The sequence below is a fragment of the Quadrisphaera sp. RL12-1S genome, from assembly GCF_014270065.1.
Classification (GTDB): domain Bacteria; phylum Actinomycetota; class Actinomycetes; order Actinomycetales; family Quadrisphaeraceae; genus Quadrisphaera.
This window is the reverse complement of record NZ_JACNME010000003.1, coordinates 20415-46483: the sequence shown is the minus strand read 5'-3', so window position 1 is coordinate 46483 and position 26069 is coordinate 20415. Positions and strand designations below refer to the sequence as shown.

Genomic DNA, 26069 nt, shown 5'->3' with positions numbered 1-26069 from the left:
CGACACATCCCTACTGAAGGAGTGACAGCCACCGTGGCTGAGATGTTCTACGACGACGACGCCGACCTGTCGATCATCCAGGGCCGCAAGGTCGCGGTCATCGGCTACGGCAGCCAGGGCCACGCCCACTCGCTGTCGCTGCGCGACTCCGGCGTCGAGGTGAAGGTCGGTCTGGCCGAGGGCTCCAAGAGCCGCGCCAAGGCCGAGGCCGAGGGCCTGACCGTCACCACCGCCGCCGAGGCGGCCGAGTGGGCCGACGTCATCATGCTGCTGGTGCCCGACCACGTGGCCCGCCACGTCTACGCCGAGTCCGTCGAGCCGCACCTGACCGCCGGCAAGGCCCTCTTCTTCGGCCACGGCTTCAACATCCGCTTCGGCTACATCAAGCCCCCGGCCGACGTCGACGTCGCCATGGTCGCCCCCAAGGGCCCGGGCCACCTCGTGCGCCGCGAGTACGCCGAGGGCCGCGGCGTCCCGGTGATCGTGGCCGTGGAGCAGGACGCGACCGGGAAGGCCTGGCCGCTCGCGCTGTCCTACGCCAAGGGCATCGGCGGCCTGCGCGCCGGCGGCATCAAGACCACCTTCACCGAGGAGACCGAGACCGACCTGTTCGGCGAGCAGGCCGTGCTGTGCGGCGGCGCGTCCGCGCTGGTGCAGGCCGGCTTCGAGACCCTCGTCGAGGCGGGCTACCAGCCCGAGGTCGCCTACTTCGAGTGCCTCCACGAGCTGAAGCTCATCGTCGACCTCATGTACGAGGGCGGCCTGGCCAAGCAGCGCTGGTCGGTGTCCGACACCGCCGAGTACGGCGACTACGTCTCCGGCCCGCGCGTCATCGACGCCTCGGTGAAGGCCCGCATGAAGGACGTCCTCACCGACGTCCAGAACGGCACCTTCGCCAAGCGGTTCATCGAGGACCAGGACGCCGGCGCGCCCGAGTTCAAGAAGTTCCGCTCCGAGCAGCAGGGCTCGCAGCTGGAGAAGACCGGCGCCGAGCTGCGCAAGCTCATGAGCTGGGTCGAGACCAAGGACGACGACTACGTCGAGGGCTCTGCCGCCCGCTGACGCCCCCGCGTCCCGCACCAGGGCCACCCCGCGCCGCTCCCCGAGTGGCTCAGGGTGGCCCTGGTCCGTTCCTGCTGGACCGGGGCCACCCTGAGCCAGAGCGGGAGTGGTGCGCAGCCCCCCAGCGTTGCAGCACGTGTGAGCAGAGGGTCCCGCACCAGCGCGAAGAGCGAGCTGCCCACCAAGCCGTGCGCGGTGTGCGGCCGCACCATCACGTGGCGCAAGAAGTGGGAGCGTGACTGGGAGGGCGTCCGCTACTGCTCCGACGCCTGCCGGCGCCGCGCCCGCTCCGGGGCCGCTCACGACGTCGACGCCGCGCTCGAGGCGTCGCTGGAGCGCCTCCTGGACGCCCGTGCGCCGTCGTCCTCGGTCTGCCCGTCGGAGGCCGCCCGCGCCGTCGCGGGCGAGCGGGGTCTGGAGGGGGAGGGCTGGCGAGACCTCATGGAGCCGGCCCGTGCGGCGGCGCGCCGGCTCGTGGTGGCGGGGCGGGCGCAGATCACGCAGGGCGGCGCCGTCGTCGACCCCGACACGGCCAAGGGCCCGATCCGGGTGCGCCGCCCCCGCTGAGGGGCCGCGCGCTCAGACGCCGCGCTCGACCGGCAGGACCCCGCGGGAGACCGCGTCGACCAGCTCCGCGTGGTCGGCCTCGGTCTGGTCGGCGTAGCGCCGGGCGAAGGTGGCCAGCGCGGTGTCGGCCTTGTCCGACGAACCCAGGTAGCCGGCGATCATCGAGGCGCCCGAGGTCCGCGCGTGCCCCTTGGCGAGCAGCTGGGCGCACACGCCCGCGTAGTCGCGCAGCGCGTTGGCGCCGATCCCGTCGAGCACCACCGAGCCCTTCATGTTCCGGAACTGGCGCACGTAGTACTGGCGCTCGCCGACCGTCGTCCACCCCAGCAGCGGGTCGGAGGTGGTCTGCAGCGCCTGCTGGTACTCCACCACCCGCTGGCCCTGGTGCTTGTGCCAGGCGTTGTCGCCGTGCACCCACGGGGCGACGACGGAGCGGCGGGCCTGCTTGAGCTGCAGGAAGACGACGTCGTCGCTGTCGGAGCCCTCCAGCAGCGCCACGTACGCCCGCAGCCCGACGCTGCCGACGCCCACCACCTTGTGCGCGATGTCCACCAGCGTGTAGCCGCCCAGCAGGCGCGCCCAGTGCGGTGCCAGCGTGCCGAGGTAGGCGTCCAGCGCCTCGGCCAGCAGCGGTGCGTCGTCCGGCTCGGGACGGGTGATCAGCGGCGGCTCCACCACGATCCGCCGCTCGAACACCGCCCCTCCGGACCCGTCGGCGCCTCCGGAGCGGTCCTCGCGGGCCACCACCTCGGTGAAGCGCGGCAGCGCGCGGTCGCTGGTGCGGTGGCGGGCCCGCTTGGCCGCGCGCTCCACCTCGTGACGCAGCCCGGGGTCCTTGGTGGCGCTGGCGAGGCGGTCCACCCCGAAGCTGGTCCAGCTGCGCTCCAGCAGCGGCTGCTCCGCCAGCTCGTGCAGGTGCTCCCGGTAGGCGCGCACGGCCGAGCGCACCGCCCGCTCGCAGGAGTCCTCCGCGAGGCCCGCCTGCCGCCCCGCCACCCACGCGCTGGCCACCAGGCGCCGCAGGTCCCACTCCCACGGGCCCGGGTGGGCCTCGTCGAAGTCGTTGAGGTCCAGCACCAGCTCCCGCGACGGCGAGCCGTACAGGCCGACGTTGCCGATGTGGGAGTCACCGCAGATCACCGGGGTGATGCCGGTGGCGGGCAGCGTGGCGAGGTCGGCGGCCATGAGACCGGCCGTGCCGCGCAGGAAGCCGTAGGGGCTCGCGGCCATGCGGCCCACCCGCACGGGCACCAGGCGCTCCAGCCGGCCCTCGTGGGCCTCCCGGATCTGGTCGACCACGCTGCGGCGGTCCGCGGCGGGCCGCCAGTCCGCCAGGGCCGAGCGCGGGACCTCCTGGCGCAGCGACCTGCCGAGCGCGTACCGCTCCGCGCGGGGCAGCGGGCGCGAGCGCAGCGAGCCGTACGGGGCGGAGTCCGCCTGCGCCAGCACCACGTGGCCCGGCCGGCCCGGCTCGCGGAGGTGTCCCGTCTCGATGCCCACGACCGCGCAGCGTGGCACCCCGGGGTCCCGCTCGCGGAGTTAGGTGATCCTTACCCGCCCCCTAGGCTGGGGCTTCGTGACCGCTGCCGCCACGGCGCCCCTGGGGGCGACCCCACCGCTGCGCGCCCTGTGGCGCCACCACCGCCGCCACCGCCCCCGATTCGCGCTCGCGGTGCTCATGACCACCCTCAACACGGCCGCCGACGTGGCGCCGGAGCTGCTGCTGGGTGTGGCCATCGACATCGTGGTCCGCGGCAGCGACTCGTTCGTGGGCACGGTCCTCGGCGTCGAGGGGCGCTTCGAGCAGCTCGTCGTCGTCGCAGTCGTCAACGCCCTCGTGTGGGTGGTGGAGTCGCTGACCGACTACGCCGCCTCCGTGTTGTGGCGCGGCCTCGCGCAGTCGGTGCAGGACGAGCTGCGCACCGAGGCGTACACGGCCGTGCAGGCCATGGACGTCGGGTGGCACGAGCGCACGCCGTCCGGGCAGGTGCTGTCGGTGCTCTCCGACGACGTCAACCAGCTGGAGCGCTTCCTCGACGTCGGCGCGCGCACGGTGCTCCACACCCTCCTCACCGTGGTGTTCGTGGGCATCGTCTTCGGGGTGACCTCGTGGCAGGTGGCGGTGCTGGCGTTCCTGCCGGTCCCGGTCATCGCCTGGGGCTCCATCCGGTTCCAGCGCCGCCTGGAGCCTCTGTACGCCGACGTGCGCTCGACCGCCGGGGAGGTGGCGGCGGTGGTGGCCGGCAACCTCGGCGGCGTCGCCACCATCCGCGCCTTCACGGCCGAGCAGCGCGAGAGCGCCCGGGTGGCCCGCGCGTCCCGCGACTACCGGCTGGCCAACGCCCGCGCCATCCGCTCCAGCTCGGCGTTCGTCCCGCTGATCAGGATGGCCATCCTCGCCGGGTTCTCGGCCACGCTGCTGCTGGGCGGCTGGTACACGCTCCAGGGCCGCCTCGAGGTGGGCCTGTTCACGGTGCTCGTCTTCATGACGCAGCGCCTGCTCTGGCCGCTCACCGACCTCGGCCAGACGCTCGACCTCTACCAGCGGGCCATGGCGTCCACCCGCCGCATCTTCGGGCTGCTCGAGCTGCGTCCGTCCGCCGTGGAGGGCGCCGTCGCGCTGTCGTCCCCGCCGCGCGGCGCACTGGAGCTGCGCGGTGTGCGGTTCGGGTACGACGACGGGCCCGACGTCCTGGGCGGGCCCGGCGGTGACCTCGACCTGGTGGTCCCCGCCGGGCAGACCCACGCCGTGGTGGGCACGACCGGCGCGGGCAAGTCCTCGCTGCTGCGCCTGGTGCTGCGCTTCGCGGACCCGCGCGCGGGCGCGGTGCTGCTGGACGGCCACGACGTGCGCGACCTCACGTGGGACTCCCTGCGCGGCGCGATCGGCTACGTGAGCCAGGACGCCTTCCTCTTCCACGGCACCGTGCGGGAGAACATCGCCTACGGCCGTCCCGACGCGACCGACGCCCAGGTCGAGGAGGCCGCGCGCGCCGCGGAGGCCCACGAGTTCGTGGCCGCGCTGCCCGACGGCTACGCCACCGTGGTGGGGGAGCGGGGCCAGACCCTGTCGGGCGGGCAGCGGCAGCGGCTCGCGCTGGCCCGGGCGCTCCTGCGCGACCCGGCGCTGCTCGTGCTCGACGAGGCGACCTCCGCCGTCGACACCGAGACCGAGGCCGCCATCCAGCGGTCCCTGGCGCGGGTCACGGCCACGCGGACGGCGCTCGTGGTCGCCCACCGCCTGTCGACGGTCCGCGACGCGGACCGCATCTGGGTGCTCGCCGCTGGGCGGGTCGCGGAGTCCGGCACCCACGACGAGCTGGTGGCCCTCGGCGGCGCCTACGCCGGCCTGTGGGCCGTGCAGACCGGCGAGCACGCTCCCGCCCCCGCCCCCCGTCCGTGATCATGGGCCTCCCGAGCACTTTCCCACCGTGATCATGGACTTCCCGAACATGCTGTAACGCTTCTGCGGTGCGGCAGCAAGGAGGGGTGTGAGCACGCCTCCAGCGACCAGCGTCCGCGCCGAGCTGGCGGATCGCTGCGCCCGCATGGGTGCCGACCCCGACGCGCTCGAGGCCGTGTACCGCGCGTGCGTGCGCGACGTCGAGCGGTTCGTGGCGCGCCGCGTGCGCGATCCCCACGACGTCGCCGACCTCACCGCTGACGTCTTCGTGCGCGCGATCGGATCGGCGGGCGGCTACGACGCTGCCCGCGCCAGCCCTGTCGCGTGGTTGCTGGGCATCGCCCGCCACGTGGTGGCCGGCCACCACGAGACCACCGCGCGCCGCCGGCGCGTCGAGCGCCGCGTCGACGCACGGGCCCTCGTCGACGACGACGCCTACGAGCGGCTCGCCGAGCAGGTCGACGCCGCCGCGAGCGCCCGGCGGCTGCACGGCGAGCTGGCCGCCCTGCCCGGTCCGCTGCGCGACGTGCTGGAGCTCGTCGTCGTCGACGACCTCCCGCTGGTCGACGTGGCCCAGGTGCTCGGCATCAGCGCTGGTGCCGCGCGCGTGCGCCTCCACCGCGCCCGGGGGCGACTGCGCCGCGCGGTCCCGCCCCTCGCCGACCCCGCCCAGCCCGCCCCCACCGACCGCTCCCAGGAGGCCTGACGTGGACCCCGAGACCGACCAGCGCGACCACCCCGAGCGCGACGAGCGCATGGACGCCTACGACGCACGTCTGCTCACCGCGCTGCGCGAGGTCGTCGAGGAGCGTCGGACCCCGGCCGCGGGCGCTGCGGAGGAGCGCGCCCGGCGGCGCTGGACGCGCAGGCCGCTCCTCGTGGCGGCAGCGGCCGTCGCCGTGGTGGCCGGCGGGCTCGTGGTCATCCCGACGCTCCAGGCAGAGCCGGCCTGGGCGGTGAGCCGCGACACCGCGGGCGACGTCGACGTGCAGGTCAACCGCCTCGACGACGCGCTCGGCCTCGAACGGGCGCTCGAGGCAGAAGGGATCAGCGCCGACGTGACGTTCCTGCCCGACGGCACCTGGTGCCAGCCCGGTCGCTCCACGAGCGCCGACGTGGACGTGTCGGGGCTGACCGTCTCGACGGGCGAGCGCAGCTTCGGTGCGCGCGTGCCCGCTGGGTCAGTCCCGCGGGGGACGACGCTCGTCATCATGGCGTCCGCGCGGACGCTCACCGAGACGGAGCTGAAGGCGGCTGACGAGGACCCCGACGACGACGTCCGCCCCGTCAGCGGCGTGACTGTGCGCGTGGCGTTCGACGTCGCGAGCGGCCCGGTCGCTGCGTGCACCCCGGTGCGGGTGCCCCCGCTCGGGACCGACTGGATGCCCTCAGGCGGGTGATGGTGTTCGGGAACTCCATGATCACGGCTGAAAGTGCACGGGAGGTCCATGATCACGGTTGGGGAGCGGGGAGGGCACCGCGGCGTCGGTAGCCTCTGCGGTCATGACCAGCACCGCAGCAGCGCCCTCCACCGCGTCGTCGACGCCGCCCTCGAGCATCCAGCTCGCCGTCATCGCCGGTGACGGCATCGGCCCGGAGGTCGTGGCCGAGGGCCTCAAGGTGCTGCGCGCCGCGGTGCCCGCCGGCACCGCCGTCGACACCACCGAGTACGACCTGGGCGCCAAGCGCTGGCACGCCACCGGCGAGACGCTGCCCGACAGCGTGCTCGAGGAGGTCCGCGGCGCGGACGCGATCCTGCTCGGCGCCGTCGGCGACCCCGGCGTCCCCTCCGGCGTGCTGGAGCGCGGTCTGCTCCTCAAGCTGCGCTTCGAGCTGGACCACTACGTCAACCTGCGCCCCGGCAAGCTCTTCCCGGGCGTGCGCGGCCCGCTGGCGGACCCGGGCGACGTCGACTTCGTCGTCGTCCGCGAGGGCACCGAGGGCCCGTACACCGGCAACGGCGGTGCGCTGCGCGTGGGCACCCCGGCCGAGATCGCCACCGAGGTCAGCGTCAACACCGCCTTCGGGGTGGAGCGCGTGGTCCGCGACGCCTTCGCCCGTGCGCAGGCCCGCCCGCGCAAGAAGCTGACGCTGCTGCACAAGCACAACGTGCTGACGTTCGCGGGGCACCTGTGGCGCCGCACCGTCGAGCGCGTGAACGCCGACTTCCCTGACGTCACCGCCGACTACGCCCACGTCGACGCCGCGATGATCTACCTCGTCCAGGACCCGAGCCGGTTCGACGTCATCGTCACCGACAACCTCTTCGGCGACATCGTCACCGACCTCGCCGCGGCCGTCTGCGGCGGCATCGGCCTGGCGGCCAGCGGCAACATCAACCCCGACCGCACGGCGCCGTCGATGTTCGAGCCCGTCCACGGCTCCGCGCCCGACATCGCCGGGCAGGGGATCGCCGACCCCACGGCCACGGCGCTGTCGGTCGGCATGCTGCTGGCGCACCTCGGCCACGCCGACGCGGCCGCCCGCGTGGAGGCCGCCGTCGCGGCGGACCTGCTCGAGCGCGGCACCGCGAAGCGCTCTACGTCGCAGGTTGGCGACGCCCTGGTGGCGCGCCTGTCCTGACCGCTCAGGACGACGACGCGGGCGTACCCGGCCGGGGTGCGCCCGCGTCGTCGTCGGCGGGGGCCGGGGCCGGGGCCGGGGACGCGTCGGTGCAGACGCGGTCGCGCCCACCCTCCTTGGCGAGGTAGAGCAGCGCGTCGGCCCGGGCGAGCAGCGAGGCGGCGTCCTCGCCGGGCCGGCGCGCCACCAGCCCGGCCGAGACGGTGTGAGGGGCCGGTGTGGCCAGCCGCAGGTCCTGGACCAGCACCTCGGCGCGCTCGGCCGCCGCCCCGCCGAGCAGCAGCACGAACTCCTCCCCGCCCCACCGGTGCAGGTCCGCGCCCGCCGGCAGCACGGCCGACCACGCGCGCGCCGCGGCGCGCAGCAGCGCGTCACCGCCCGCGTGGCCGAGGGAGTCGTTGACGGCCTTGAACCTGTCGAGGTCCAGCAGCGCCAGGGCCACGGGGGTCTCGTCCGCGCCGGCCAGGCGCTCAGCGGCGGCGCTGCAGGCGCGGCGGTTGGGCAGGCCCGTGAGGTCGTCGACGTGGGCCAGCCGCTCCAGCTCGCGCGCCTGGTCACCCGCCACGCGCAGCGCGCCGTGCAGCCGCAGGGTGCTCAGCACGGCCGCCAGCAGGGCGCCCGTGCCGAGCACCTGCCAGTCGACACCGGCCCCCACCACCCCCTGCAGCACGAGCACCGCCGCGGGCAGGCACGCCGAGGCCGGCAGCAGCGCCAGCACCAGCCGGGAGCCGCTGGGGGAGGTCCGCGGCGCAGGGCGGGTGGGAGCGGGCGCGCTCGCGGCGAGCGCCGCCAGCGAGAACGCCAGCCCGAACGGCGCGCCCAGCCAGGGCCGCAGCAGGCCGGGCGCGAGGTCGACCAGCACCAGGTAGCCGGCGTTGCCGACCAGCAGCAGCACGACGGCGGTCTGGAGCGCCGCGGCCTGCGGGCGGGTGAGCGCCCCCACCACCGAGGCGCGCACCACCAGGACCAGCAGCGCCAGGTCGAACAGCGGCGCGACCAGCGCCTGGGCGGTCTGCAGCGGCGTGCCGGTGACGGCGAGCGCCGCCAGCGGCCCGTGGACGGCCGCCGCGACCACCGCCGCGGGGCCGGCGACGACGATGAGGGCGTCGAGCGTCGCACCACTGCGCCCTGGGCCCGCGGCCAGGTGCGCGGCGCGCAGCAGCGCCAGGTACCCCAGCACGAAGGCGACGTCGGCGACCGAGGGTACGACCGGTGTGCCCTGCGCCCACCACAGGAGCCGGAAGACGACGTCGCCGGCCGCCATGAGGGCCGCGCCGGCCGCGGTCCAGACCAGGCGGCGCCGCAGGGCCACGACCAGGAGCAGGAGCACCGGTGCGAGGACGGCGGCGGCGCTGGCCAGCGGGTGGTGGGGGAGCAGCGGGACGGTGGTCGCGCCGGCGACGCACACCAGCGCGGCCACGACCTCCGCGCGCCGGGAGGGTCGAGGGCGCACCACGCCGTCTGCATCGGCACGCGGCGGTCCGCCCCTGAGGGCCCAGCGGGTCCGGAGGGTCCGGAGAGCCCGCCCCCGCACCTCGGCGCACCCGCCCGTGCGGAGGCGCTCCGACCAGCCCGGCGCGGAGGCTACGCTTCCGTAGCATGTCCGCTGACAGCCTGCAGGCCACCGCGCCGCTGTCCTTCGAGCGCCAGCCGCACCCCGCACCCGTCTCGGACGCCGACCGCGCGGCCGTGCTGGCCTCCCCGGGGTTCGGCAAGCACTTCACCGACCACATGGCGCACGCCGTCTGGACCGCCGAGGGCGGCTGGGGCCAGGCCCGCGTCGAGCCCTACGGGCCGCTCCTCATGGACCCCTCCGCCGCCGTCCTGCACTACGCGCAGGAGGTCTTCGAGGGCATGAAGGCCTACCGCTGGGCCGACGGCTCGGTGTGGACGTTCCGCCCGCGGGCCAACGCGGCGCGCTTCGCCCGCTCCGCCCGACGCCTGGCGCTGCCGGAGCTGCCCGAAGAGGACTTCCTCGCCTCGCTGGAGGCGCTGGTCTCCGCCGACGAGGCGTGGGTGCCCACCGGCGGCGAGACCAGCCTGTACCTGCGCCCGTTCATGTTCGCCTCCGAGGCGTTCCTCGGCGTGCGCCCCGCTGCGAAGGTCGACTACCTCGTCATCGCCTCCCCGGCCGGCTCGTACTTCACCAGCGGCCCCCGACCGGTGAAGCTGCTGGTCAGCCGCACCTACTCGCGCGCTGCCGCGGGCGGTACCGGTGCCGCCAAGTGCGGCGGCAACTACGCCGCGAGCCTGCTGGCCCAGCAGGAGGCGTACGCCGCCGGCTGCGACCAGGTGGTCTTCCTCGACGCCACCGAGCAGCGGTGGGTGGAGGAGCTGGGCGGCATGAACGTCTTCCTCGTCACCGCCGACGGACGCCTCCTCACCCCGGAGCTGACCGGCTCGATCCTCGAGGGCGTCACGCGCGACTCCATCCTCGACCTCGCCCGCGACATGGGCCTGGAGCCCGTCGAGCAGCGCATCGCCCTGGACGACTGGCTCTCCATGGCCGCCAGCGGCGAGGTCACCGAGGCCTTCGCGTGCGGCACCGCCGCCGTCGTCACCCCGATCGGCAGCTTCGTGGACGGCGCGGACACCAAGCCCGCCTCCGCTGACACGGAGGTGGCCGGGAAGGTCACCGAGGCCGTCCGCGCCTCCCTGCTCGACGTCCAGTACGGCCGCGCCGAAGACCGCCGCGGCTGGATGCACCGCCTGGTCTGAGGAGACCCACGATGAGCTCGACGACGACCAGCCCGACGGCGAACCCCGTCCAGGTCTACGACACGACCCTGCGTGACGGCGCGCAGCAGGAGGGGCTCAACCTCTCCGTGGCCGACAAGCTGGCCATCGCCGCGCACCTCGACGAGCTGGGCGTCGGCTTCATCGAGGGCGGCTGGCCCGGGGCCAACCCCCGCGACACCGAGTTCTTCGCCCGCGCCCGCACCGAGCTGCAGCTGCGCCACGCCGTGCTCGCGGCGTTCGGGGCCACCCGCCGCGCCGGCGGGTCGGCGGCCACCGACCCGCAGGTCCAGGCGCTGCTCGACGCGCAGACGCCGGTGGTGACGGTCGTCGCCAAGAGCCACGTCGGGCACGTGAAGCTGGCGCTGCGCACCACCGAGGAGGAGAACCTCGCCATGGTGCGCGACACCGTCGAGCACCTCGTGGCGAACGGCCGGCGCGTCTTCCTCGACGCCGAGCACTACTTCGACGGGTACGAGCTCGACCGCGACCACGCCCTCGCCGTCGTCCGCGCCGCCGTGGAGGCGGGCGCCGAGGCCGTCGTCCTCTGCGACACCAACGGGGGCCGGCTGCCGCACGAGGTCGAGGAGGTCGTCGCCGCCACCCTCGCCGCCTCGCCCGCCGGGACCCGGGTCGGGATGCACGCCCACAACGACTCCGGCTGCGCCGTCGCCAACTCCGTGGCCGCCGTGCGCGCGGGTGCCACTCACGTCCAGGGCTGCGTGAACGGGTACGGCGAGCGGACGGGCAACGCCGACCTCGTCGTCGTCGCGGCCGACCTGGTGCTGAAGCTCGGCCTGCCGGTGGTGCCCGCGGAGTGCCTGCGCGAGGCGACCCGGATCGCCCACGCGGTCGCGGAGATCACCAACGTGGCGATGTACGCGCGCTCGCCGTACGTGGGCGCCTCGGCGTTCGCGCACAAGGCGGGCCTGCACGCCAGCGCCATCCGCGTGGACCCCGACCTCTACCAGCACACCGACCCGACCGCCGTCGGCAACGACATGCGGATGCTCGTCTCCGACATGGCCGGGCGCGCCTCCATCGAGCTGAAGGGCCGCGAGCTCGGCCACGACCTCGCCGGTGACCAGGACGTGCTCTCCCGCGCCGTCGCCCGGGTCAAGGAGCTCGAGCTGGCCGGGTGGACCTTCGAGGCCGCCGACGCCAGCTTCGACCTGCTGCTGCGCGAGGTCCGCGACGGTGCCCGCCCCAGCTACTTCGAGGTGGAGAGCTGGCGCGCGTTCATCGAGCACGGCAAGGGCACCGGCCCCACGTCGGAGGCCACCGTGAAGCTGCACGCCGGCGGGCGGCGGCTCGTCGCCACCGGCGAGGGCAACGGCCCCGTCAACGCCCTCGACGCCGCGCTGCGGCAGGCGCTCATCCCCGTCTACCCGCAGATCGCCGGGCTCGACCTGACCGACTTCCGGGTGCGCATCCTCGACGCCGACGCGGGCACCGACGCCACCACGCGCGTGCTCATCGACACCACCGACGGGCGGGCCACCTGGACGACGGTGGGCGTGGCGCCCAACCTCGTCGAGGCCTCCTGGCAGGCCCTGGTGGACGGCATCACGTACGGGCTCCTCAAGTCCGGCGCCCCGGTGCCCGGCGCCTCCCCGGCGACGTCCACCGCGTCACCGGCGTGAGCGAGGAGCAGCCCGTCGTCGAGATGTGGACCGACGGCGCCTGCAAGGGCAACCCGGGCGTGGGCGGCTGGGGCGTGCTCATGCGCTCCGGGGAGCACACCAAGGAGCTCTTCGGCGGCGAGGCGGCCACGACGAACAACCGCATGGAGCTCACGGCGGTCATCGAGGGGCTCGGCGCGCTGAAGCGGCGCTCGACGGTGCTGCTGCACGTCGACTCGACCTACGTCATGCAGGGCATCCAGAGCTGGATCGCCGGGTGGAAGCGCAACGGGTGGCGCACCGCGTCCAAGCAGCCGGTGAAGAACGCCGAGCTGTGGCGGGCCCTCGACGACGCCGTCGCCCGCCACGACGTGCAGTGGCGCTGGGTCAAGGGCCACGCCGGCGACCCCGGCAACGAGGCCGCCGACGCGCTGGCCAACAAGGGCGTCGACCAGGTCCGCGCCACCGCCCGCTGACCCGGTTGCTGACCCCGGACCTCGAGCCGGCGCTGACTGGGCAGGCTCACGTCCGGTGGGCAGGCTGAGTTCCGCTTCCAGGCCCGGAACCGGTACTCAGCCTGCCCACCGGAACTCAGCCTGCCCAGCCCGGAGCCCGTCAGCCGCCCACAGCTCCGGTGTGGCGCCTTCGGGTGGCGTCGTCGTCCACAGGTGGCCCGCCGACATCACCGGGTCAGCACGTCAGCGGAGACGCTGGCGCGGTGCCGCCCGCATCTCGCGTCCCCGCTGTGCTCGAGCGCCTCGGCGGCACAGCACCGTGGGCGCAGCTGGCGGCGGCGTGCAGCACCGGCGCCGTCGCTCGAGCGGTGGCGTCCGGAGCTGTGGTCAGGGTCCTGCCGGGCGTCCTCGCCCTCCCAGAGCGGGTGGACGCGCCACGAGACCGTGCCCGGTCGGCGCTGATCTTCGCCGGGGCGCCGAGCGCCCTGTCCCACACCAGCGCGCTCGAGCTGCACGGGCTGCCCGTGCCCGAGGACGTGGCATCGGCTGCGGTCCACGTCACCGTCCCGCACCCGCGACGCCGCACGGTCCCCGCAACAGGCGCCTGGCGGCTGGAGCTCCACCGCAGCCGGGCCGAGCCCGGCCGCGTGGTGCGCGAGGGTCTCGAGGTGGTCTCCGCCCAGCGCGCGGTCGTGGAGAGCTGGCCGCTGCTGAGCGGCAGCGACCAGCGGGCACCGGCGCTGGTCGGCGTGAGGAAGCAGCTGCTGACGGCCGCTGACCTGGAGGACGAGCTCACCGCGCGCCGGCAGGTGGCGGGGGCCGGCGAGCTGCGCCAGCTCGTGGGGAAGATCGTGGCCGGCTGCCGCAGCGAGCTGGAGCTGTGGGGCTACGACCACGTCTTCACCGGACCCGCCTTCGAGCACCTGCACCGCCAGGTGGAGGTGCTCGCTGCTGGCCAGCTGTCCGTCCTCGACTGCTACGACGAGACAGCAGCGCTCGCCATCGAGCTCGACGGCCGCGCCTACCACGACTCGCCGTGGCAGCGGGAGCGGGACATCACCCGCGACGCGCGCGTGGCCGGCGTCGGCATCCAGACCGTCCGCTTCTCCCACCGGCGCCTGACCAGTGAGCCGGAGGCGTGCCGGCGCGAGGTGCTCGAGGTGGCCGCGGTCCGGAGGGCGCAGCTGGCGGGCGCGGAGCTGCCGGTCGTCGTCGACGTGCCGGGTCGGCGCGGGGGCGCCCCCAGGCTGTGGCTGCGGGCCCCAGCCCGTTCGCCGCGCTGAGCCGGGCAGGTTCACGTCCGGTGGGCAGGCTGAGTTCCGCTTCCAGGCCCGGAAGCGGAACTCAACCTGCCCACCGGAACTCAGCCTGCCCAGCCCGGAGCCCGCCGAGGGAGCGACGGATGCCCAACGCCTGTGATCACGCCCGGGGGGAGGGAGCGCGGACTCGCGTCCGATCTAGGCTTGACGGGTGCGCATCACCAGGTTCACCACCGGAGACGACCCGAGGTTCGGCCTCGTCGAGGGGGAGGCCGGTGAGGAGGTGATCCACGTCGTCGTCGGCGACCCGCTCTACGCCCCGCTGCAGCCGACCGGCGAGCGCGTGCCGCTGGCCGACGCCCGCCTGCTCGCGCCGGTCATCCCGCGCAGCAAGGTCGTGGGCATCGGCCGCAACTACGCCGACCACGCCCGCGAGATGGGCAACGAGCTGCCCGAGAAGCCCCTGATGTTCCTCGTGCCCAACACCGCCGTCATCGGCCCCGGAGACCCGATCGTCATGCCGGAGGGCTCGGAGCGCGTGGACTACGAGGGCGAGCTCGCCGTCGTCATCGGGCGCGTCTGCAAGGACGTCCCCGAGGACCGGGTGGCCGAGGTGGTCTTCGGCTACACCGTCGCCAACGACGTCACCGCGCGCGACTGGCAGAAGGGCGACGGGCAGTGGGCACGCGCCAAGGGCTTCGACTCCTCCAAGCCGCTCGGCCCGTACATCGTCCCGGACCTCACCCTCGAGGACGTCGAGGACCTGCGCCTGACCACCCGCCTCGACGGGAGGACCGTGCAGGACGGCACCACCGGGGACATGGTCTTCGGCGTCGCCGAGCTCGTCGCCACCGCCAGCCGCGCCTTCACGCTGCTGCCCGGCGACGTCATCCTCACCGGCACCCCCGCCGGCGTCGGGCAGCTGCGCGAGGGCCAGCGGGTCGAGGTCGAGGTCGAGGGCATCGGCACCCTCAGCAACCCGGTGGTGCGGCGATGAGCGAGACCCCCACGACCCCGACGACGACGGCGGGCGCGGGCCCGGTCAGGGTGCGCATCGCGCCGTCCCCGACCGGCGTGCCCCACGTGGGCTTCCTGCGCACGGCCCTGTTCAACTGGGCCTACGCCCGGCACACCGGCGGCACGTTCGTCCTGCGCATCGAGGACACCGACCTCGCCCGCCACAGCGAGGAGAGCTACCACCAGATGGTGGAGGCGCTGCGCTGGCTGGGCCTGGACTGGGACGAGGGCGTGGAGGTCGGCGGCCCGCACGAGCCGTACCGGCAGTCCCAGCGCAGCGCGCTCTACGCCGACGTCCTCGCCAAGCTCGTCGAGGGCGGGTACGTCTACGAGTCGTTCTCCACCCCGGAGGAGGCCGCCGAGCGCCGCCGGGCCGCGGGGGAGGACCCCCAGCGCGGCTACGACAACGCCGACCGCGACACCACCGAGGCCGAGAAGGAGCAGTTCCGGGCGGCCGGTCGCCAGCACGTGTGGCGCCTGCGGATGCCCGACGGAGACCACTCCTTCCACGACCTCGTGCGCGGCGAGGTGCGCTTCCCCGCCGGATCGGTGCCCGACTACGTGGTGGCCCGCGCCGACGGCACGCCGCTGTACACGCTGGTCAACCCCGTCGACGACGCGCTCATGGGCATCACCCACGTGCTGCGCGGTGAGGACCTGCTCTCCTCCACGCCCCGGCAGCTGGCGCTCTTCGACGCGCTCAAGGCCATCGGGACGGCGCACGTCACGCCCCTGTACGGGCACCTGCCGTACGTCATGGGGGAGGGCAACCGCAAGCTGTCCAAGCGGGACCCGGAGTCCAACCTCTTCGTCCACCGCGACCGCGGGTTCCTTCCCGAGGGGCTGCTCAACTACCTCGCGCTGCTGGGCTGGTCGATCGGGCCCGACCGCGACGTCTTCACGCCCGCCGAGATGGTCGGGGCGTTCGACATCGCCGACGTCGTCGCGAGCCCGTCGCGGTTCGACCTCAAGAAGGCCGAGGCCATCAACGCGGCCCACATGCGGCTGCTGCCCGCCGACGACTTCCGCGACCGGGTGCTCGCCCGGCTGCAGTCCGACGGCGTGCTCCCGGCCGAGCCGTCGCAGCGCCAGCTCGAGGTGCTGACGGCGGCCGCTCCGCTGGTGCAGGAGCGCATGGTGCTGCTCGGCGAGGCCGCGCCGATGCTCGGCTTCCTCTTCGTCGACGACGACGCGCTCGTGGTCGAGGAGGACGCCCGGGCGTCGCTGCGGCCCGAGGCCGCCGACGTGCTCGACGCGAGCACCGCGGCCCTGGAGCGGCTCGACGACGACGCCTGGACGGCCGTCGCGCTGGAGGCCGCGCTGCGCGAGGCGCTCGTGGACGGGCTGGGCGTCAAGCCCAAGTTCGCCTTCGGGCCGCTGCGCGTGGCCGTCACCGGCCGGCGCGTCTCGCCGCCGCTGTTCGAGTCGATGGAGCTGCTGGGCCGTGGGAGCTCCCTGGAGCGCCTGCGCGCGCTGAGGGCCTCCCTGGGGTGACCCCCGACGAGCGCGACGAGCAGGTGCGCTGGGGCCCGCGCCCCTACCCGCAGCTGCTGCGCGGGCCCCGGCACCGCTGGTGGCGCCCCCTGGTGGGGGCCGCCGTGGTGCTGGGCGGCCTCGTGGTGCTCGTCGGGCTGGGGCTCGCGGCCGCGACCGTCGCCAGCGCGGTGCTGGGGCGTCCGCCCACTGAGTCCGAGCTGCTCTCCAGCCCGGTGGCCTTCCTCGCCAACAACCTCGTCCTGGCGGCGCTCATCCCGCTCAGCTGGGCGGCCGTGCGCGTCGGGCACGGCATCGCGCCGCGCTGGCAGGCCTCCGTGGTCGGCCGCACGCGCTGGAGGTGGCTGCTGCTGTCCGCGCTGGTGCCCGCCGCGGTGGTGGGCACCAGCGTGCTCGGGCTGGGGATGCTGGCGCTGGCCGCCGGCGAGCAGCCGTTCGGCTCGGGCGACCAGCGCAGCGCCGCCTCGACGGCCGTGCTCGTCGTCGTCGTCCTCCTCACCACGCCGCTGCAGGCGGCGGGGGAGGAGCACCTCTTCCGCGGGTGGATGAGCCAGGCCGTCGGCTCGTGGTTCCGCCGGCCCGTGGTGGGGGCGGTGGTGGCGGCGCTGGTGTCCGCGGCGGCGTTCGCCTTCGCCCACGGCGACCAGGACCCGTGGCTCTACGCCGACAGGTTCCTCTTCGGCCTCACCGCGTCGTACCTCGCGTGGCGCACGGGTGGGCTCGAGGCGGGCATCGCCTTCCACGCCGTCAACAACGTCGTCGTGTTCGTGCCGACGGTGCTCGCCGGCGGGCTGGGGGAGTCGTTGGCGAGCACGTCGGCGTCTCCCCAGCTGGTGCTCCTGGACGTCCTGGGCTTCGTGCTGGTCGTGCTCGGGACGGCGTGGCTCGCCCGTCGGAGGGGGCTGGTTCGGCTCTCGGTCCCACCTCGGGTAGAGTCTTCCCTCGGCGCGGTCACGCGGGACGGTCTGCAGGCCGGACTTCGAGGCAGTGCCAGTGCTTCGGTCACCGAGGGTGAGAACCCCAGGTGACCGGGTGGGGTATGGTGTAATTGGCAGCACAAGGGATTCTGATTCCCTTAGTCTAGGTTCGAGTCCTGGTACCCCAGCGGCCCCGTTGTGTAGTGGCCTAGCACGCCGCCCTCTCAAGGCGGTAGCGCGGGTTCGAATCCCGTCGGGGCTACACCTGAGGCCCGGTGCGCAGATGCGCACCGGGCCTCTTCTTTCGTGTTCACGCCTGCCGCAGCCGGGCTTTCGGCTGCGGCGCGAGGCGCGGTCAGGCGGAGCGGGCCAGGGCGTCCGAGAGGCGGGAGGCCGCCGCGAGCACGGCCTCGGCGTGCAGGCGGCCCGGCTGGCGACCCAGGCGCTGTAGCGGCCCGGAGACCGACACCGCGGCCACCACCCGCCCGGCGGGGGAGCGCACCGGCGCCGAGACGGACGCCACGCCGTCCTCGCGCTCGGCGGCGGAGCTGGCCCAGCCCCGCCGCCGCACCGCCGCGAGCCCGGCGGCCGTGAAGGCCGCGCCGGACAGGCCGCGGTGCAGGCGCTCCGGGTCCTCCCAGGCGAGCAGCACCTGCGCGGCCGATCCCGCGTGCATGGACAGGGACGCGCCCACGGGCACGGAGTCGCGCAGGCCCGGTCCGGGCCTGTCGACGGCGGCGACGCACACCCGCACGTCGCCCTGGCGCCGGTAGAGCTGCGCGCTCTCGTGCGCGGAGTCGCGCAGGGCCACGAGCACCGGGCCCGCGCTGGCCAGCAGGCGGTCCTCCCCGGCGGCCGCGGCGAGCTCGCCGAGGCGCGCGCCCAGCACGAAGCGGCCCTGGAGGTCCCGCGCCACGAGGCGGTGGTGCTCGAGGGCGACGGCGAGGCGGTGGGCGGTCGGCCGGGACAGCTGCGTGGCGCTGACGAGCTGCGCGAGGGACAGCGGGCCGGCCTCGAGCGCGGTGAGCACGCCGACGGCCTTGTCCAGGACGCCGACTCCGCTAGACTTGTCCACGGCTCGATACTCCCGTCTCAAATGCTGAGAGCGCAAGCCAGCTGGCGACACGCCGTGACGGGCAGCACCGGATGTGGGAGGACGCAGTGGGACGCACGCTGGCCGAGAAGGTCTGGGACGCGCACGTGGTGCGCAAGGGAGCGGCGGGCGAGCCCGACCTGCTCTACATCGACCTGCACCTCATCCACGAGGTCACCAGCCCGCAGGCGTTCGACGGCCTGCGCGAGGCCGGCCGCCCCGTGCGCCGCCCCGACCTGACGATCGCCACCGAGGACCACAACATCCCCACGGTGGACATCGACAAGCCGATCGCGGACCTCGTCAGCCGCACCCAGGTCGACACCCTGCGCCGCAACGCGAAGGAGTTCGGCGTCCGCATCCACTCCCTGGGCGACGTCGACCAGGGCATCGTCCACGTCGTCGGCCCGCAGACCGGCCTGACCCAGCCGGGCATGACCATCGTCTGCGGCGACTCCCACACCTCCACGCACGGCGCGTTCGGCGCGCTGGCCTTCGGCATCGGCACCTCCGAGGTCGAGCACGTGCTCGCCACCCAGACGCTGCCGCTGGCCCCGTTCAAGACCATGGCCATCACGGTCGACGGCGAGCTGCCCGAGGGCACCACCAGCAAGGACATCATCCTCGCGGTGATCGCCAAGATCGGCACCGGTGGCGGGCAGGGCTACGTGCTCGAGTACCGCGGCGAGGCCATCCGGGCGCTGTCCATGGAGTCGCGCCTGACCATCTGCAACATGTCGATCGAGGCCGGCGCCCGCGCCGGCATGATCGCGCCGGACGAGAAGACCTTCGCCTACATCCAGGACAAGCCCCACGCGCCGAAGGGCGCCGACTGGGACGCGGCGGTGGAGAGCTGGCGCGAGCTGGTCACCGACGACGACGCCGTCTTCGACGCCGAGGTGGTCATCTCCGCGGCCGACCTGGAGCCGTTCGTCACCTGGGGCACCAACCCCGGCCAGGGCGTGCCGCTGAGCGGCTCGGTCCCCGACCCCGCGCAGATGACCGACGAGGGCCAGCGCGCCGCCGCCGAGCGCTCCCTGGAGTACATGGGCCTGGCCGCGGGCACGCCGATGCGCGAGATCGCCGTCGACACCGTCTTCATCGGCTCCTGCACCAACGGCCGCATCGAGGACCTGCGCGTCGCCGCCGACGTGCTCAAGGGCCGCAAGGTCGCCGAGGGCGTGCGCCTCATGGTGGTGCCCGGCTCCGTGCGGGTGCGCCTGCAGGCCATGGAGGAGGGCCTGGACCAGGTCTTCCTCGACGCCGGCGGTGAGTGGCGCGGCGCGGGCTGCTCCATGTGCCTGGGCATGAACCCCGACCAGCTCGCCGTCGGCGAGCGCGCGGCCAGCACGTCCAACCGCAACTTCGAGGGCCGCCAGGGCAAGGGCGGGCGCACGCACCTCGTCTCCGTCCCCGTGGCCGCCGCCACCGCCGTCCGCGGCACCCTGTCCAGCCCCGCCGACCTCGCCCCGGCCGCCCAGCCGGCCCTGGTCTGAGCGCCACCCCGCTGACGAGCCCGAGGAACTGACATGGCCCTGGAGCCCTTCACCACCCACACCGGCGTCGGCGTGCCGCTGCGCCGCAGCAACGTCGACACCGACCAGATCATCCCGGCGGTCTACCTCAAGCGGGTCACCAAGACCGGCTTCGAGGACGGCCTGTTCGCCGCGTGGCGCAACGACCCGACCTTCGTGCTCAACCAGGACGCCTTCCGGAACGGGTCGGTGCTGGTCGCCGGTCCCGACTTCGGCACCGGCTCCTCCCGCGAGCACGCCGTCTGGGCCCTCAAGGACTACGGCTTCCGCGTGGTGCTCAGCTCCCGGTTCGCCGACATCTTCCGCGGCAACTCCGGCAAGCAGGGGCTGCTGGCCGGGCAGATGACGCAGGAGGACGTCGAGCAGCTGTGGAAGCTGCTGGACAACGACCCCGGCGCCACGGTCACGGTGGACCTGGCCGAGAAGACCGCCACCTGCGGCACCTCGGTCTTCACCTTCCAGGTGGACGACTACACCCGCTGGCGCCTCATGGAGGGCCTGGACGACATCGGCCTCACCCTGCGCCACGAGGCCGACATCGACGCCTTCGAGGCGGCCCGCCCGAGCTGGAAGCCGGCCACGCTGCCCGTGCTCTCCTGACCTCGCCCCGGTCGACGCCGTCGACCCCGGTCGGCCCGTGAGCGGGCGGTGACCACCTGGTGACGCACCGGGTGGTCACCGCCCGTTCTGCCCCGGTGCAGACCTGGTGCAGACTTGTTGGACGCCCCAGCGGCCGGCCGCGCGTCCCGCGCGCTCGAGGGGCGAACACGAGGGGACCCATGAGCAGCACTCTGACCGTCACCGGTGGCGCGCCCCTGAAGGGCAGCGTCGCCGTGCGAGGCGCCAAGAACTTCGTGACCAAGGCGATGGTGGCCTCCCTGCTGGGCGAGACCACCTCCCGCCTGCGCAACGTGCCGGACATCAGCGACGTCGCGGTGGTCCGCGGCCTGCTGGAGCTGCACGGCGTGCGCGTCTCCGAGGGCGCCGAGGACGGCGAGCTCGTCCTCGACCCGGCCGACGTCGAGGTGGCGGCCGTGGCCGACATCGACGCCCACGCCGGATCCAGCCGCATCCCGGTGCTTTTCTGCGGCCCGCTGGTGCACCGCCTGGGCGAGGCCTTCATCCCCGACCTCGGCGGCTGCCGCATCGGGGACCGCCCCATCAACTACCACCTCGACGTGCTGCGCCAGTTCGGCGCCGTGGTGGACAAGCGCCCCTCCGGCATCGCGCTGTCCGCCCCGCGCCGCCTGCGCGGCACGCGCATCGCCCTGCCCTACCCCAGCGTCGGGACGACGGAGCAGGTGCTGCTGACGGCCGTGCGCGCCGAGGGCGTCACCGAGCTGCGCAACGCCGCCGTCGAGCCCGAGGTGCTCGACCTCATCGCGGTGCTGCAGAAGATGGGCGCGATCATCAGCGTCGACACCGACCGCGTCATCCGCATCGAGGGCGTCGACTCCCTCACCGGGTACGAGCACCGCGCCCTGCCCGACCGCATCGAGGCCGCCAGCTGGGCCTCCGCGGCGCTGGCCACCGGCGGTGACGTCTACGTGGAGGGCGCGCGCCAGCCCGACATGATGACCTTCCTCAACACCTTCCGGAAGATCGGCGGCGCCTTCGACGTCGACGACTCCGGCATCCGCTTCACCCACCCCGGCGGCCCGCTGCGCTCCATCGCGCTCGAGACCGACGTGCACCCCGGCTTCATGACCGACTGGCAGCAGCCGCTCGTCGTCGCCCTCACCCAGGCGCAGGGCCTGTCGATCCTGCACGAGACGGTCTACGAGAACCGGCTCGGCTTCACCGACGCCCTCGTGCGGATGGGCGCGACCATCCAGGTGTACCGCGAGTGCCTGGGGTCCACCCCGTGCCGCTTCGGCGCGCAGGACTTCCGCCACTCCGCCGTGGTCTCCGGCCCCACGCGCCTGCAGGGGACCGACATCACCGTGCCGGACCTGCGCGGCGGGTTCAGCCACCTCATCGCGGCCCTCGCCGCTGACGGCACCTCCCGCGTGCACGGCATCGACCTCATCGACCGCGGCTACGAGCACTTCGCGGACAAGCTCGCGGCCCTGGGCGCGCAGGCCGTGCGCGACGAGGAGCCCGCCCGGGTCTGAGCCCCGCTCGGGCTCCGGTCGTCAGGGGTCAGGCGCAGGCCTCGCGCCGCGGGCAGCCCTCCAGGGCGCGCGCGGTGCGGGGCCCGAGCCCGAGGGCCCTCGCCTCGTCCAGCTCGGCGGGGGTGTCCACGTCGCGGCGCAGCCGCGCCAGCCCCAGGCCGACCGGCACCGCGCCGTCGCGGCGGTGCGCGAGCGCCGACCCCGGCCCGAAGCGGGGCCTCAGCAGACCGCCCGCCGGGCCGCGCAGGCGCCCGGCGAGCAGCACCGTCCCCGTCCCGTCGGCGTCCGGCACGGCGGCGGTGCCCCCGGCCGCGACCACGGCGAGGGCCTCGTCGAGGGCCGCCGCCAGGTCGGCCGGGCGCAGGCTCGGCACGTCGGCGAGCAGGACGGCGACGGCGTCGTCGTCCCTTCCCGGCCCGTCCGGCCCGTCGGGCGCGCCGGCGCGCAGCGCGGCCAGGCCCTCGTCGAGGGCCGCGAGCAGGCCGCTGCCCGGGGCGGACTCGCGCACCACCCGGGCGCCGAGCGCGGCGAGGCGCTCACCGCGCCCCACGTCGGCGCAGACCACGTGCACGGACGCCACGCGCGGGCAGGCCAGCGCCGCCTCCACCGAGTCCAGCGCGACGGCCTCGGCAAGCCCCGGCACGCGGCGGACGACGTCGGCCAGGCGGCTCTTGGCCGTCGGTCCGCCCTTGACGGGCATGAGGAGGCGCCACACCGGGCCGCTCGAGCCGCTCGAGCCGCTCGAGCCGTCCCGACAGGTGTCCTGGAGCACCCGACGATCCTGCCAGCCCGGGCGGCGGGTGCCCGCGCAGCCGGGGGCGGGCGCCTCCGGCTAGCCTCGGCAGCCGTGTCCCTCGTGCAGCCCGGCCTGGGCGTCCCCCTCGGAGCTGCAGCGCTGCTGGTCCGCAGCGTGCTGCGCACCGTCTCGCGCCACGAGTGGCGGGGGCTGGAGAACCTCCCCGACGGCGGCTGCGTCATCGCTGCCAACCACGTCTCCTGGCTCGACCCGGTGACGCTGGCGGACGTGCTCGTGGCCGCCGGCCCCGTGCCGCGGATCCTGGCCAAGGAGAGCCTCTTCGGGGTGCCGGTGCTGGGCGGGGTGCTGCGCACCATGCGCGGGGTCCCGGTCAGCCGCGGCACCGGGGACGCCGCCGTGGCCCTGCAGCACGCCGTGGACGCGGTCCGCGGCGGTGACCGGGTGGTGATCTTCCCCGACGGGACCCTCACCAAGGACCCGGACGGCTGGCCCATGGTCGGCAAGACCGGCGCGGCGCGCCTGGCGCTGACCACGGGGGCCCCGCTCGTGCCGCTGGCCCAGTGGGGGCCCCAGCAGCTCCTGCCGCGCCAGGGCCGGCCCCGCCTCTTCCCCCGGCCCACCATGCGGGCGCTCGTGGGGGAGCCGCTGGACCTGTCCGCCTACCAGGGCCGCCCCCTGACCCAGGCAGTGCTGCGGGAGGTCACCGAGCTGGTGGTGGACGCCGTCGCCGAGCTGCTCTCGCAGCTGCGCGGCGAGCCCGTCCCGCCCCGCTGGGACCCGCGCACCGGCACCCGGCGGCCGGCCGTCGGCGGTGGGCCGGTCCCGCCCGCCGCGCGCCCCGAGGTCGAGGGACCCGCATGAGCGCGCTCAGCGGCAGCGGGGACGGCCGCCGCGTCGTCGTCCTCGGGGCCGGCAGCTGGGGGACGACGTTCGCGCAGCTGGTGGCCGACGCCGACCCCGGCGCCCGCGTGGTCGTGTGGGGGCGCGACGCCGCGGTCACCGACGAGATCACCCGCGAGCACGCCAACTCGCGCTACCTGCGCGGGCTGCGCCTGCCCAGCGGGGTCAGCGGCACCACCGACCTCGCCGCGGCGCTCGAGGGCGCCGACGACGTCGTCCTCGCCGTGCCGGTCCAGCGGCTGCGCGGCGTGCTGGGGGCCGCGGCGCCCCACCTGGGCGCCGGCCGGCCCGCCGTGGTGAGCCTGCTCAAGGGTCTGGAGCTGGAGACGCACCTGCGCGTCAGCGAGCTGGTGGCGGAGGTCCTCGGCGACCTGCCCTACGCGGTGGTGTCCGGGCCCAACCTCGCCCGGGAGATCGCCGAGCGCCGTCCCTGCGCCACCGTGGTGGCGTCGGCGCACGAGCAGGTGGCCGACCGGGTCGCGGCGCTGTGCGCCACCGACTACTTCCGGCCGTTCACTGCTCGCGACGTGGTGGGCGTGGAGGTGGCCGGGGCCGCGAAGAACCTCCTCGCGGTGGGCGTGGGGCTGGCCGAGGGGCTGGGCCTGGGGGACAACGCCAAGGCGTCGGTGATCGCCCTCGGGCTGGCCGAGGTGACGCGGCTCGTGGTGGCCCTGGGCGGCTCCGCCGCGACCGTGGCCGGGCTGGCCGGTGCCGGCGACGCCTTCGCCACCTGCGCCTCCACGCTGTCGCGCAACCACCGCCTCGGGGTGGGCCTGTCACAGGGCCGCCCGCTGCAGGAGGTGCTCGACGGCCTGGGCGGCACCGCGGAGGCGGTGGGCACGGCCCGGTCCATCACGGCGCTCGCCGAGGGCGCCGGGGTGGCGATGGGCGTGGTCGAGCAGGTCGCCGCGGTGCTCGTCGAGGGGCGGGACCCCCGCGACGCCGCGCTCCACCTGCTGTCCCAGCCGCTGCGCGACGAGCGGCTGCCCTGGCGGTAGCGGTCAGCCGGACGGCGAGGGGGCGGGTCAGCCCCGGCGCGCCCGGGGCAGCCGCACCACCACGGCCGCCCCGCCCAGCTCGTCGTCGTGACCGAGCTCCAGCTCGCCGCCGTGGTCGCTGACCACCGCCGCCACGATCGCCAGGCCCAGCCCGGCGCCGCTGGAGGAGCGGGTGCGCGCGGCGTCCCCGCGGGTGAACCGCTCGGTGGCCGTGGCCACCAGCTCGGGCGGGAACCCCCGGCCGTCGTCGGCCACCACCAGCTGCACCGGCCCGTCGCCGTCGGCCAGCGCCGTGCGCACCCGCACCCGGGCGGCGCCCGCGGACTCGGCGTTGGCCACGAGGTTGGCCAGCAGCCGCCCCAGCGCCCGCTCGTCACCCTCGACCACCGCGGCGGGACCGCTGACCTGCACGTCCACCGGGTGCGCGGCGGCCAGGCGCGGCGCCTCGCGCTGCGCCAGGGCCGCCAGGTCCACGGCCGCGCGGGCGCTCGCGCCGCGCTCGGCCGAGGCGAGCACCAGCAGGTCCTGCGCGAGGTGCTCGAGCCGCTCCGCCTCGCCGAGCGCCGCCGCCAGCGACTCCGCGGCGTCCTCGGGCAGGTCCCGGCCCAGCCGCAGCGCCAGCTCCAGCTCCCCCCGCAGGACGGCGATGGGCGTGCGCAGCTCGTGGGCGGCGTCGTCGACGAACTCCCGCTCGCGCCGCACCGCCTGCTCCAGCCGGTCGAGCATGCCGTTGAGGGTCCGCGCCAGCACCGCCACCTCGTCGGCCCCCGGCGGCTGGGGGAGGCGCTGGTCGAGCTCGGCGGCGGACAGGCGCGCCGCGCGGCGCGTGAGGTCGGCGACGGGGCGCAGGGCCGCGCCGGCCAGCACCCAGCCCGCCAGCCCCAGGCTCGCCACCAGCAGCGGCGCTCCCGCGAGGAACAGCAGCACCAGGCGCGTCTCGGCCTCGTCCAGCTCGCGCATCCGGGTGCCCACCACCAGCACCGAGCCCGCCTCGGGCACCGACACCGGCGTCGCCGTGAAGCGCACCCGCCCCTGGCGGGGCAGCTCGAGGCTGTCGCTGACGGCCCCGTTCGCACGCACCTCCGCCAGCACCTTCGCCGGCAGGAACGACGCGCCGCTGGCCCGGCCGCCGCGGGACTCCAGCACCCCCGCGGCGGGGGAGGTCTCCACCAGCGACCCGTCGGGCGCCACCAGCTCGGCGAGAGAGTCCTGCCGGACCACCCTCACGTCCCCGCGATCCAGGGCCTGCTGCAGCGCCGACGTGCGGGTGTCGAGACCGGTGTCGACGGCGGCGTCGAACTGGCGGTCGGTGGCGAAGGCCAGCAGCGCCACCGCGGCGGCGATGACCACGGCCACCGCCGCGGCGAACAGCACCGCCAGCCGGGACCGCAGCGCCGCCGGCAGCAGCCGGCCCAGGCCCAGGCGGCGCAGGCCGCCGCCGACGCGCCGGGGCGGGTTCACCGCTCCGTCATCCTGCACCGGGCACCCTCTCACTCGACCCTGCATGACGTGGCGTCCAGCGCGCTCCCAGAGCGCTGCTGCGTCCGCCGCCCAGCA

At 75.1% G+C, this 26069-nt stretch carries 23 protein-coding genes and 2 tRNA genes; 20 read left to right on the top strand and 5 right to left on the bottom strand.

Annotation, left to right across the window (positions count from 1 at the left end; translation table 11 throughout):
• Positions 1-42 precede the first annotated feature (42 nt).
• Entirely contained in the window at positions 43-1062 is a 1020-nt protein-coding gene (gene ilvC / locus H7K62_RS06490) for a ketol-acid reductoisomerase (RefSeq protein WP_186717500.1), read from the top strand.
• 138 nt (positions 1063-1200) lie between these two features.
• Entirely contained in the window at positions 1201-1629 is a 429-nt protein-coding gene (locus H7K62_RS06485; protein WP_370591643.1) for a DUF3253 domain-containing protein, read from the top strand.
• A 12-nt stretch (positions 1630-1641) separates the two neighbouring features.
• Here H7K62_RS06485 and H7K62_RS06480 read toward each other — a convergent pair whose 3' ends face one another.
• A complete protein-coding gene (locus H7K62_RS06480) occupies positions 1642-3129 on the bottom strand; it encodes a DUF2252 domain-containing protein (RefSeq protein ID WP_222437199.1) in 1488 nt (495 codons plus the stop codon).
• A gap of 76 nt (positions 3130-3205) precedes the next feature.
• Between H7K62_RS06480 and H7K62_RS06475 the strand changes: the two genes are divergently transcribed.
• The 4 genes from H7K62_RS06475 (at position 3206) to H7K62_RS06460 (ending at position 7615) form a co-directional block, all read left to right on the top strand.
• Positions 3206-5032 carry an ABC transporter ATP-binding protein gene (locus H7K62_RS06475; protein WP_222437198.1) on the top strand — a complete coding sequence of 609 codons (1827 nt, stop codon included), beginning with the start codon at positions 3206-3208 and terminating at the stop codon, positions 5030-5032.
• An 88-nt stretch (positions 5033-5120) separates the two neighbouring features.
• Positions 5121-5738 (top strand): RNA polymerase sigma factor, encoded by a 618-nt coding sequence (locus tag H7K62_RS06470; RefSeq protein ID WP_222437197.1) that lies wholly within the window; start codon positions 5121-5123, stop codon positions 5736-5738.
• A gap of 1 nt (position 5739) precedes the next feature.
• Positions 5740-6432: a hypothetical protein gene (locus H7K62_RS06465; RefSeq protein ID WP_186717143.1), complete on the top strand. Its 693-nt coding sequence runs from the start codon at positions 5740-5742 to the stop codon at positions 6430-6432.
• Between the two features lie 103 nt (positions 6433-6535).
• Positions 6536-7615 (top strand): 3-isopropylmalate dehydrogenase, encoded by a 1080-nt coding sequence (locus tag H7K62_RS06460; RefSeq protein ID WP_186717142.1) that lies wholly within the window; start codon positions 6536-6538, stop codon positions 7613-7615.
• Positions 7616-7619: 4 nt separating this feature from the next.
• Here H7K62_RS06460 and H7K62_RS06455 read toward each other — a convergent pair whose 3' ends face one another.
• Positions 7620-9068, bottom strand: coding sequence for a GGDEF domain-containing protein (locus H7K62_RS06455; RefSeq protein ID WP_186717141.1), 1449 nt, complete (start codon positions 9066-9068; stop codon positions 7620-7622).
• 146 nt (positions 9069-9214) lie between these two features.
• Between H7K62_RS06455 and H7K62_RS06450 the strand changes: the two genes are divergently transcribed.
• The 9 genes from H7K62_RS06450 (at position 9215) to H7K62_RS06410 (ending at position 17377) form a co-directional block, all read left to right on the top strand.
• The gene (locus tag H7K62_RS06450; RefSeq protein WP_186717140.1) at positions 9215-10333 is read left to right on the top strand and encodes a branched-chain amino acid aminotransferase; all 1119 of its coding nucleotides are present in this window, start codon (positions 9215-9217) and stop codon (positions 10331-10333) included.
• A gap of 11 nt (positions 10334-10344) precedes the next feature.
• Complete coding sequence (gene cimA / locus H7K62_RS06445) at positions 10345-11994, top strand: citramalate synthase (protein ID WP_186717139.1); 1650 nt, start codon at positions 10345-10347, stop codon at positions 11992-11994.
• Positions 11995-12017: 23 nt separating this feature from the next.
• Complete coding sequence (rnhA, locus tag H7K62_RS06440) at positions 12018-12449, top strand: ribonuclease HI (RefSeq protein WP_186717495.1); 432 nt, start codon at positions 12018-12020, stop codon at positions 12447-12449.
• Between the two features lie 269 nt (positions 12450-12718).
• Complete coding sequence (locus H7K62_RS23605) at positions 12719-13711, top strand: DUF559 domain-containing protein (protein WP_186717138.1); 993 nt, start codon at positions 12719-12721, stop codon at positions 13709-13711.
• A 187-nt stretch (positions 13712-13898) separates the two neighbouring features.
• Positions 13899-14684: a fumarylacetoacetate hydrolase family protein gene (locus H7K62_RS06430; protein WP_186717137.1), complete on the top strand. Its 786-nt coding sequence runs from the start codon at positions 13899-13901 to the stop codon at positions 14682-14684.
• Entirely contained in the window at positions 14681-16198 is a 1518-nt protein-coding gene (gltX, locus tag H7K62_RS06425; protein WP_186717136.1) for a glutamate--tRNA ligase, read from the top strand. The genes H7K62_RS06430 and gltX overlap by 4 nt, the downstream gene beginning before the upstream one ends.
• Positions 16195-17226, top strand: coding sequence for a CPBP family glutamic-type intramembrane protease (locus tag H7K62_RS23600; protein WP_186717135.1), 1032 nt, complete (start codon positions 16195-16197; stop codon positions 17224-17226). The genes gltX and H7K62_RS23600 overlap by 4 nt, the downstream gene beginning before the upstream one ends.
• Before the next feature lie 5 nt (positions 17227-17231).
• A tRNA-Gln gene (locus H7K62_RS06415) sits at positions 17232-17303 on the top strand.
• 1 nt (position 17304) lies between these two features.
• Positions 17305-17377, top strand: a tRNA-Glu gene (locus H7K62_RS06410).
• A gap of 93 nt (positions 17378-17470) precedes the next feature.
• On the opposite strand, the gene H7K62_RS06405 is transcribed toward H7K62_RS06410, so the two are convergent.
• Positions 17471-18190 (bottom strand): IclR family transcriptional regulator, encoded by a 720-nt coding sequence (locus H7K62_RS06405; protein WP_186717134.1) that lies wholly within the window; start codon positions 18188-18190, stop codon positions 17471-17473.
• Positions 18191-18276: 86 nt separating this feature from the next.
• On the opposite strand from H7K62_RS06405, the gene leuC reads away from it, so the two are divergent.
• The 3 genes from leuC (at position 18277) to murA (ending at position 21857) form a co-directional block, all read left to right on the top strand.
• Positions 18277-19704, top strand: coding sequence for a 3-isopropylmalate dehydratase large subunit (gene leuC, locus H7K62_RS06400; RefSeq protein ID WP_186717133.1), 1428 nt, complete (start codon positions 18277-18279; stop codon positions 19702-19704).
• Between the two features lie 39 nt (positions 19705-19743).
• Positions 19744-20343, top strand: coding sequence for a 3-isopropylmalate dehydratase small subunit (gene leuD / locus H7K62_RS06395; RefSeq protein WP_186717494.1), 600 nt, complete (start codon positions 19744-19746; stop codon positions 20341-20343).
• Between the two features lie 179 nt (positions 20344-20522).
• Positions 20523-21857, top strand: a complete 1335-nt coding sequence (gene murA / locus H7K62_RS06390) for a UDP-N-acetylglucosamine 1-carboxyvinyltransferase (protein ID WP_186717132.1) — start codon at positions 20523-20525, stop codon at positions 21855-21857.
• A 28-nt stretch (positions 21858-21885) separates the two neighbouring features.
• Here the strand turns inward: murA and H7K62_RS06385 are convergent, their stop codons facing one another.
• Positions 21886-22629 (bottom strand): CofC family guanylyltransferase, encoded by a 744-nt coding sequence (locus H7K62_RS06385; RefSeq protein ID WP_222437193.1) that lies wholly within the window; start codon positions 22627-22629, stop codon positions 21886-21888.
• A 75-nt stretch (positions 22630-22704) separates the two neighbouring features.
• On the opposite strand from H7K62_RS06385, the gene H7K62_RS06380 reads away from it, so the two are divergent.
• Together H7K62_RS06380 and H7K62_RS06375 are read left to right on the top strand one after the other, a co-directional pair.
• Positions 22705-23475, top strand: a complete 771-nt coding sequence (locus tag H7K62_RS06380; protein ID WP_222437192.1) for a lysophospholipid acyltransferase family protein — start codon at positions 22705-22707, stop codon at positions 23473-23475.
• Complete coding sequence (locus tag H7K62_RS06375) at positions 23472-24512, top strand: NAD(P)H-dependent glycerol-3-phosphate dehydrogenase (protein ID WP_186717131.1); 1041 nt, start codon at positions 23472-23474, stop codon at positions 24510-24512. The genes H7K62_RS06380 and H7K62_RS06375 overlap by 4 nt, the downstream gene beginning before the upstream one ends.
• A 27-nt stretch (positions 24513-24539) precedes the next feature.
• On the opposite strand, the gene H7K62_RS06370 is transcribed toward H7K62_RS06375, so the two are convergent.
• Positions 24540-25973 (bottom strand): sensor histidine kinase, encoded by a 1434-nt coding sequence (locus tag H7K62_RS06370; protein WP_186717130.1) that lies wholly within the window; start codon positions 25971-25973, stop codon positions 24540-24542.
• Positions 25974-26069 lie beyond the last annotated feature (96 nt).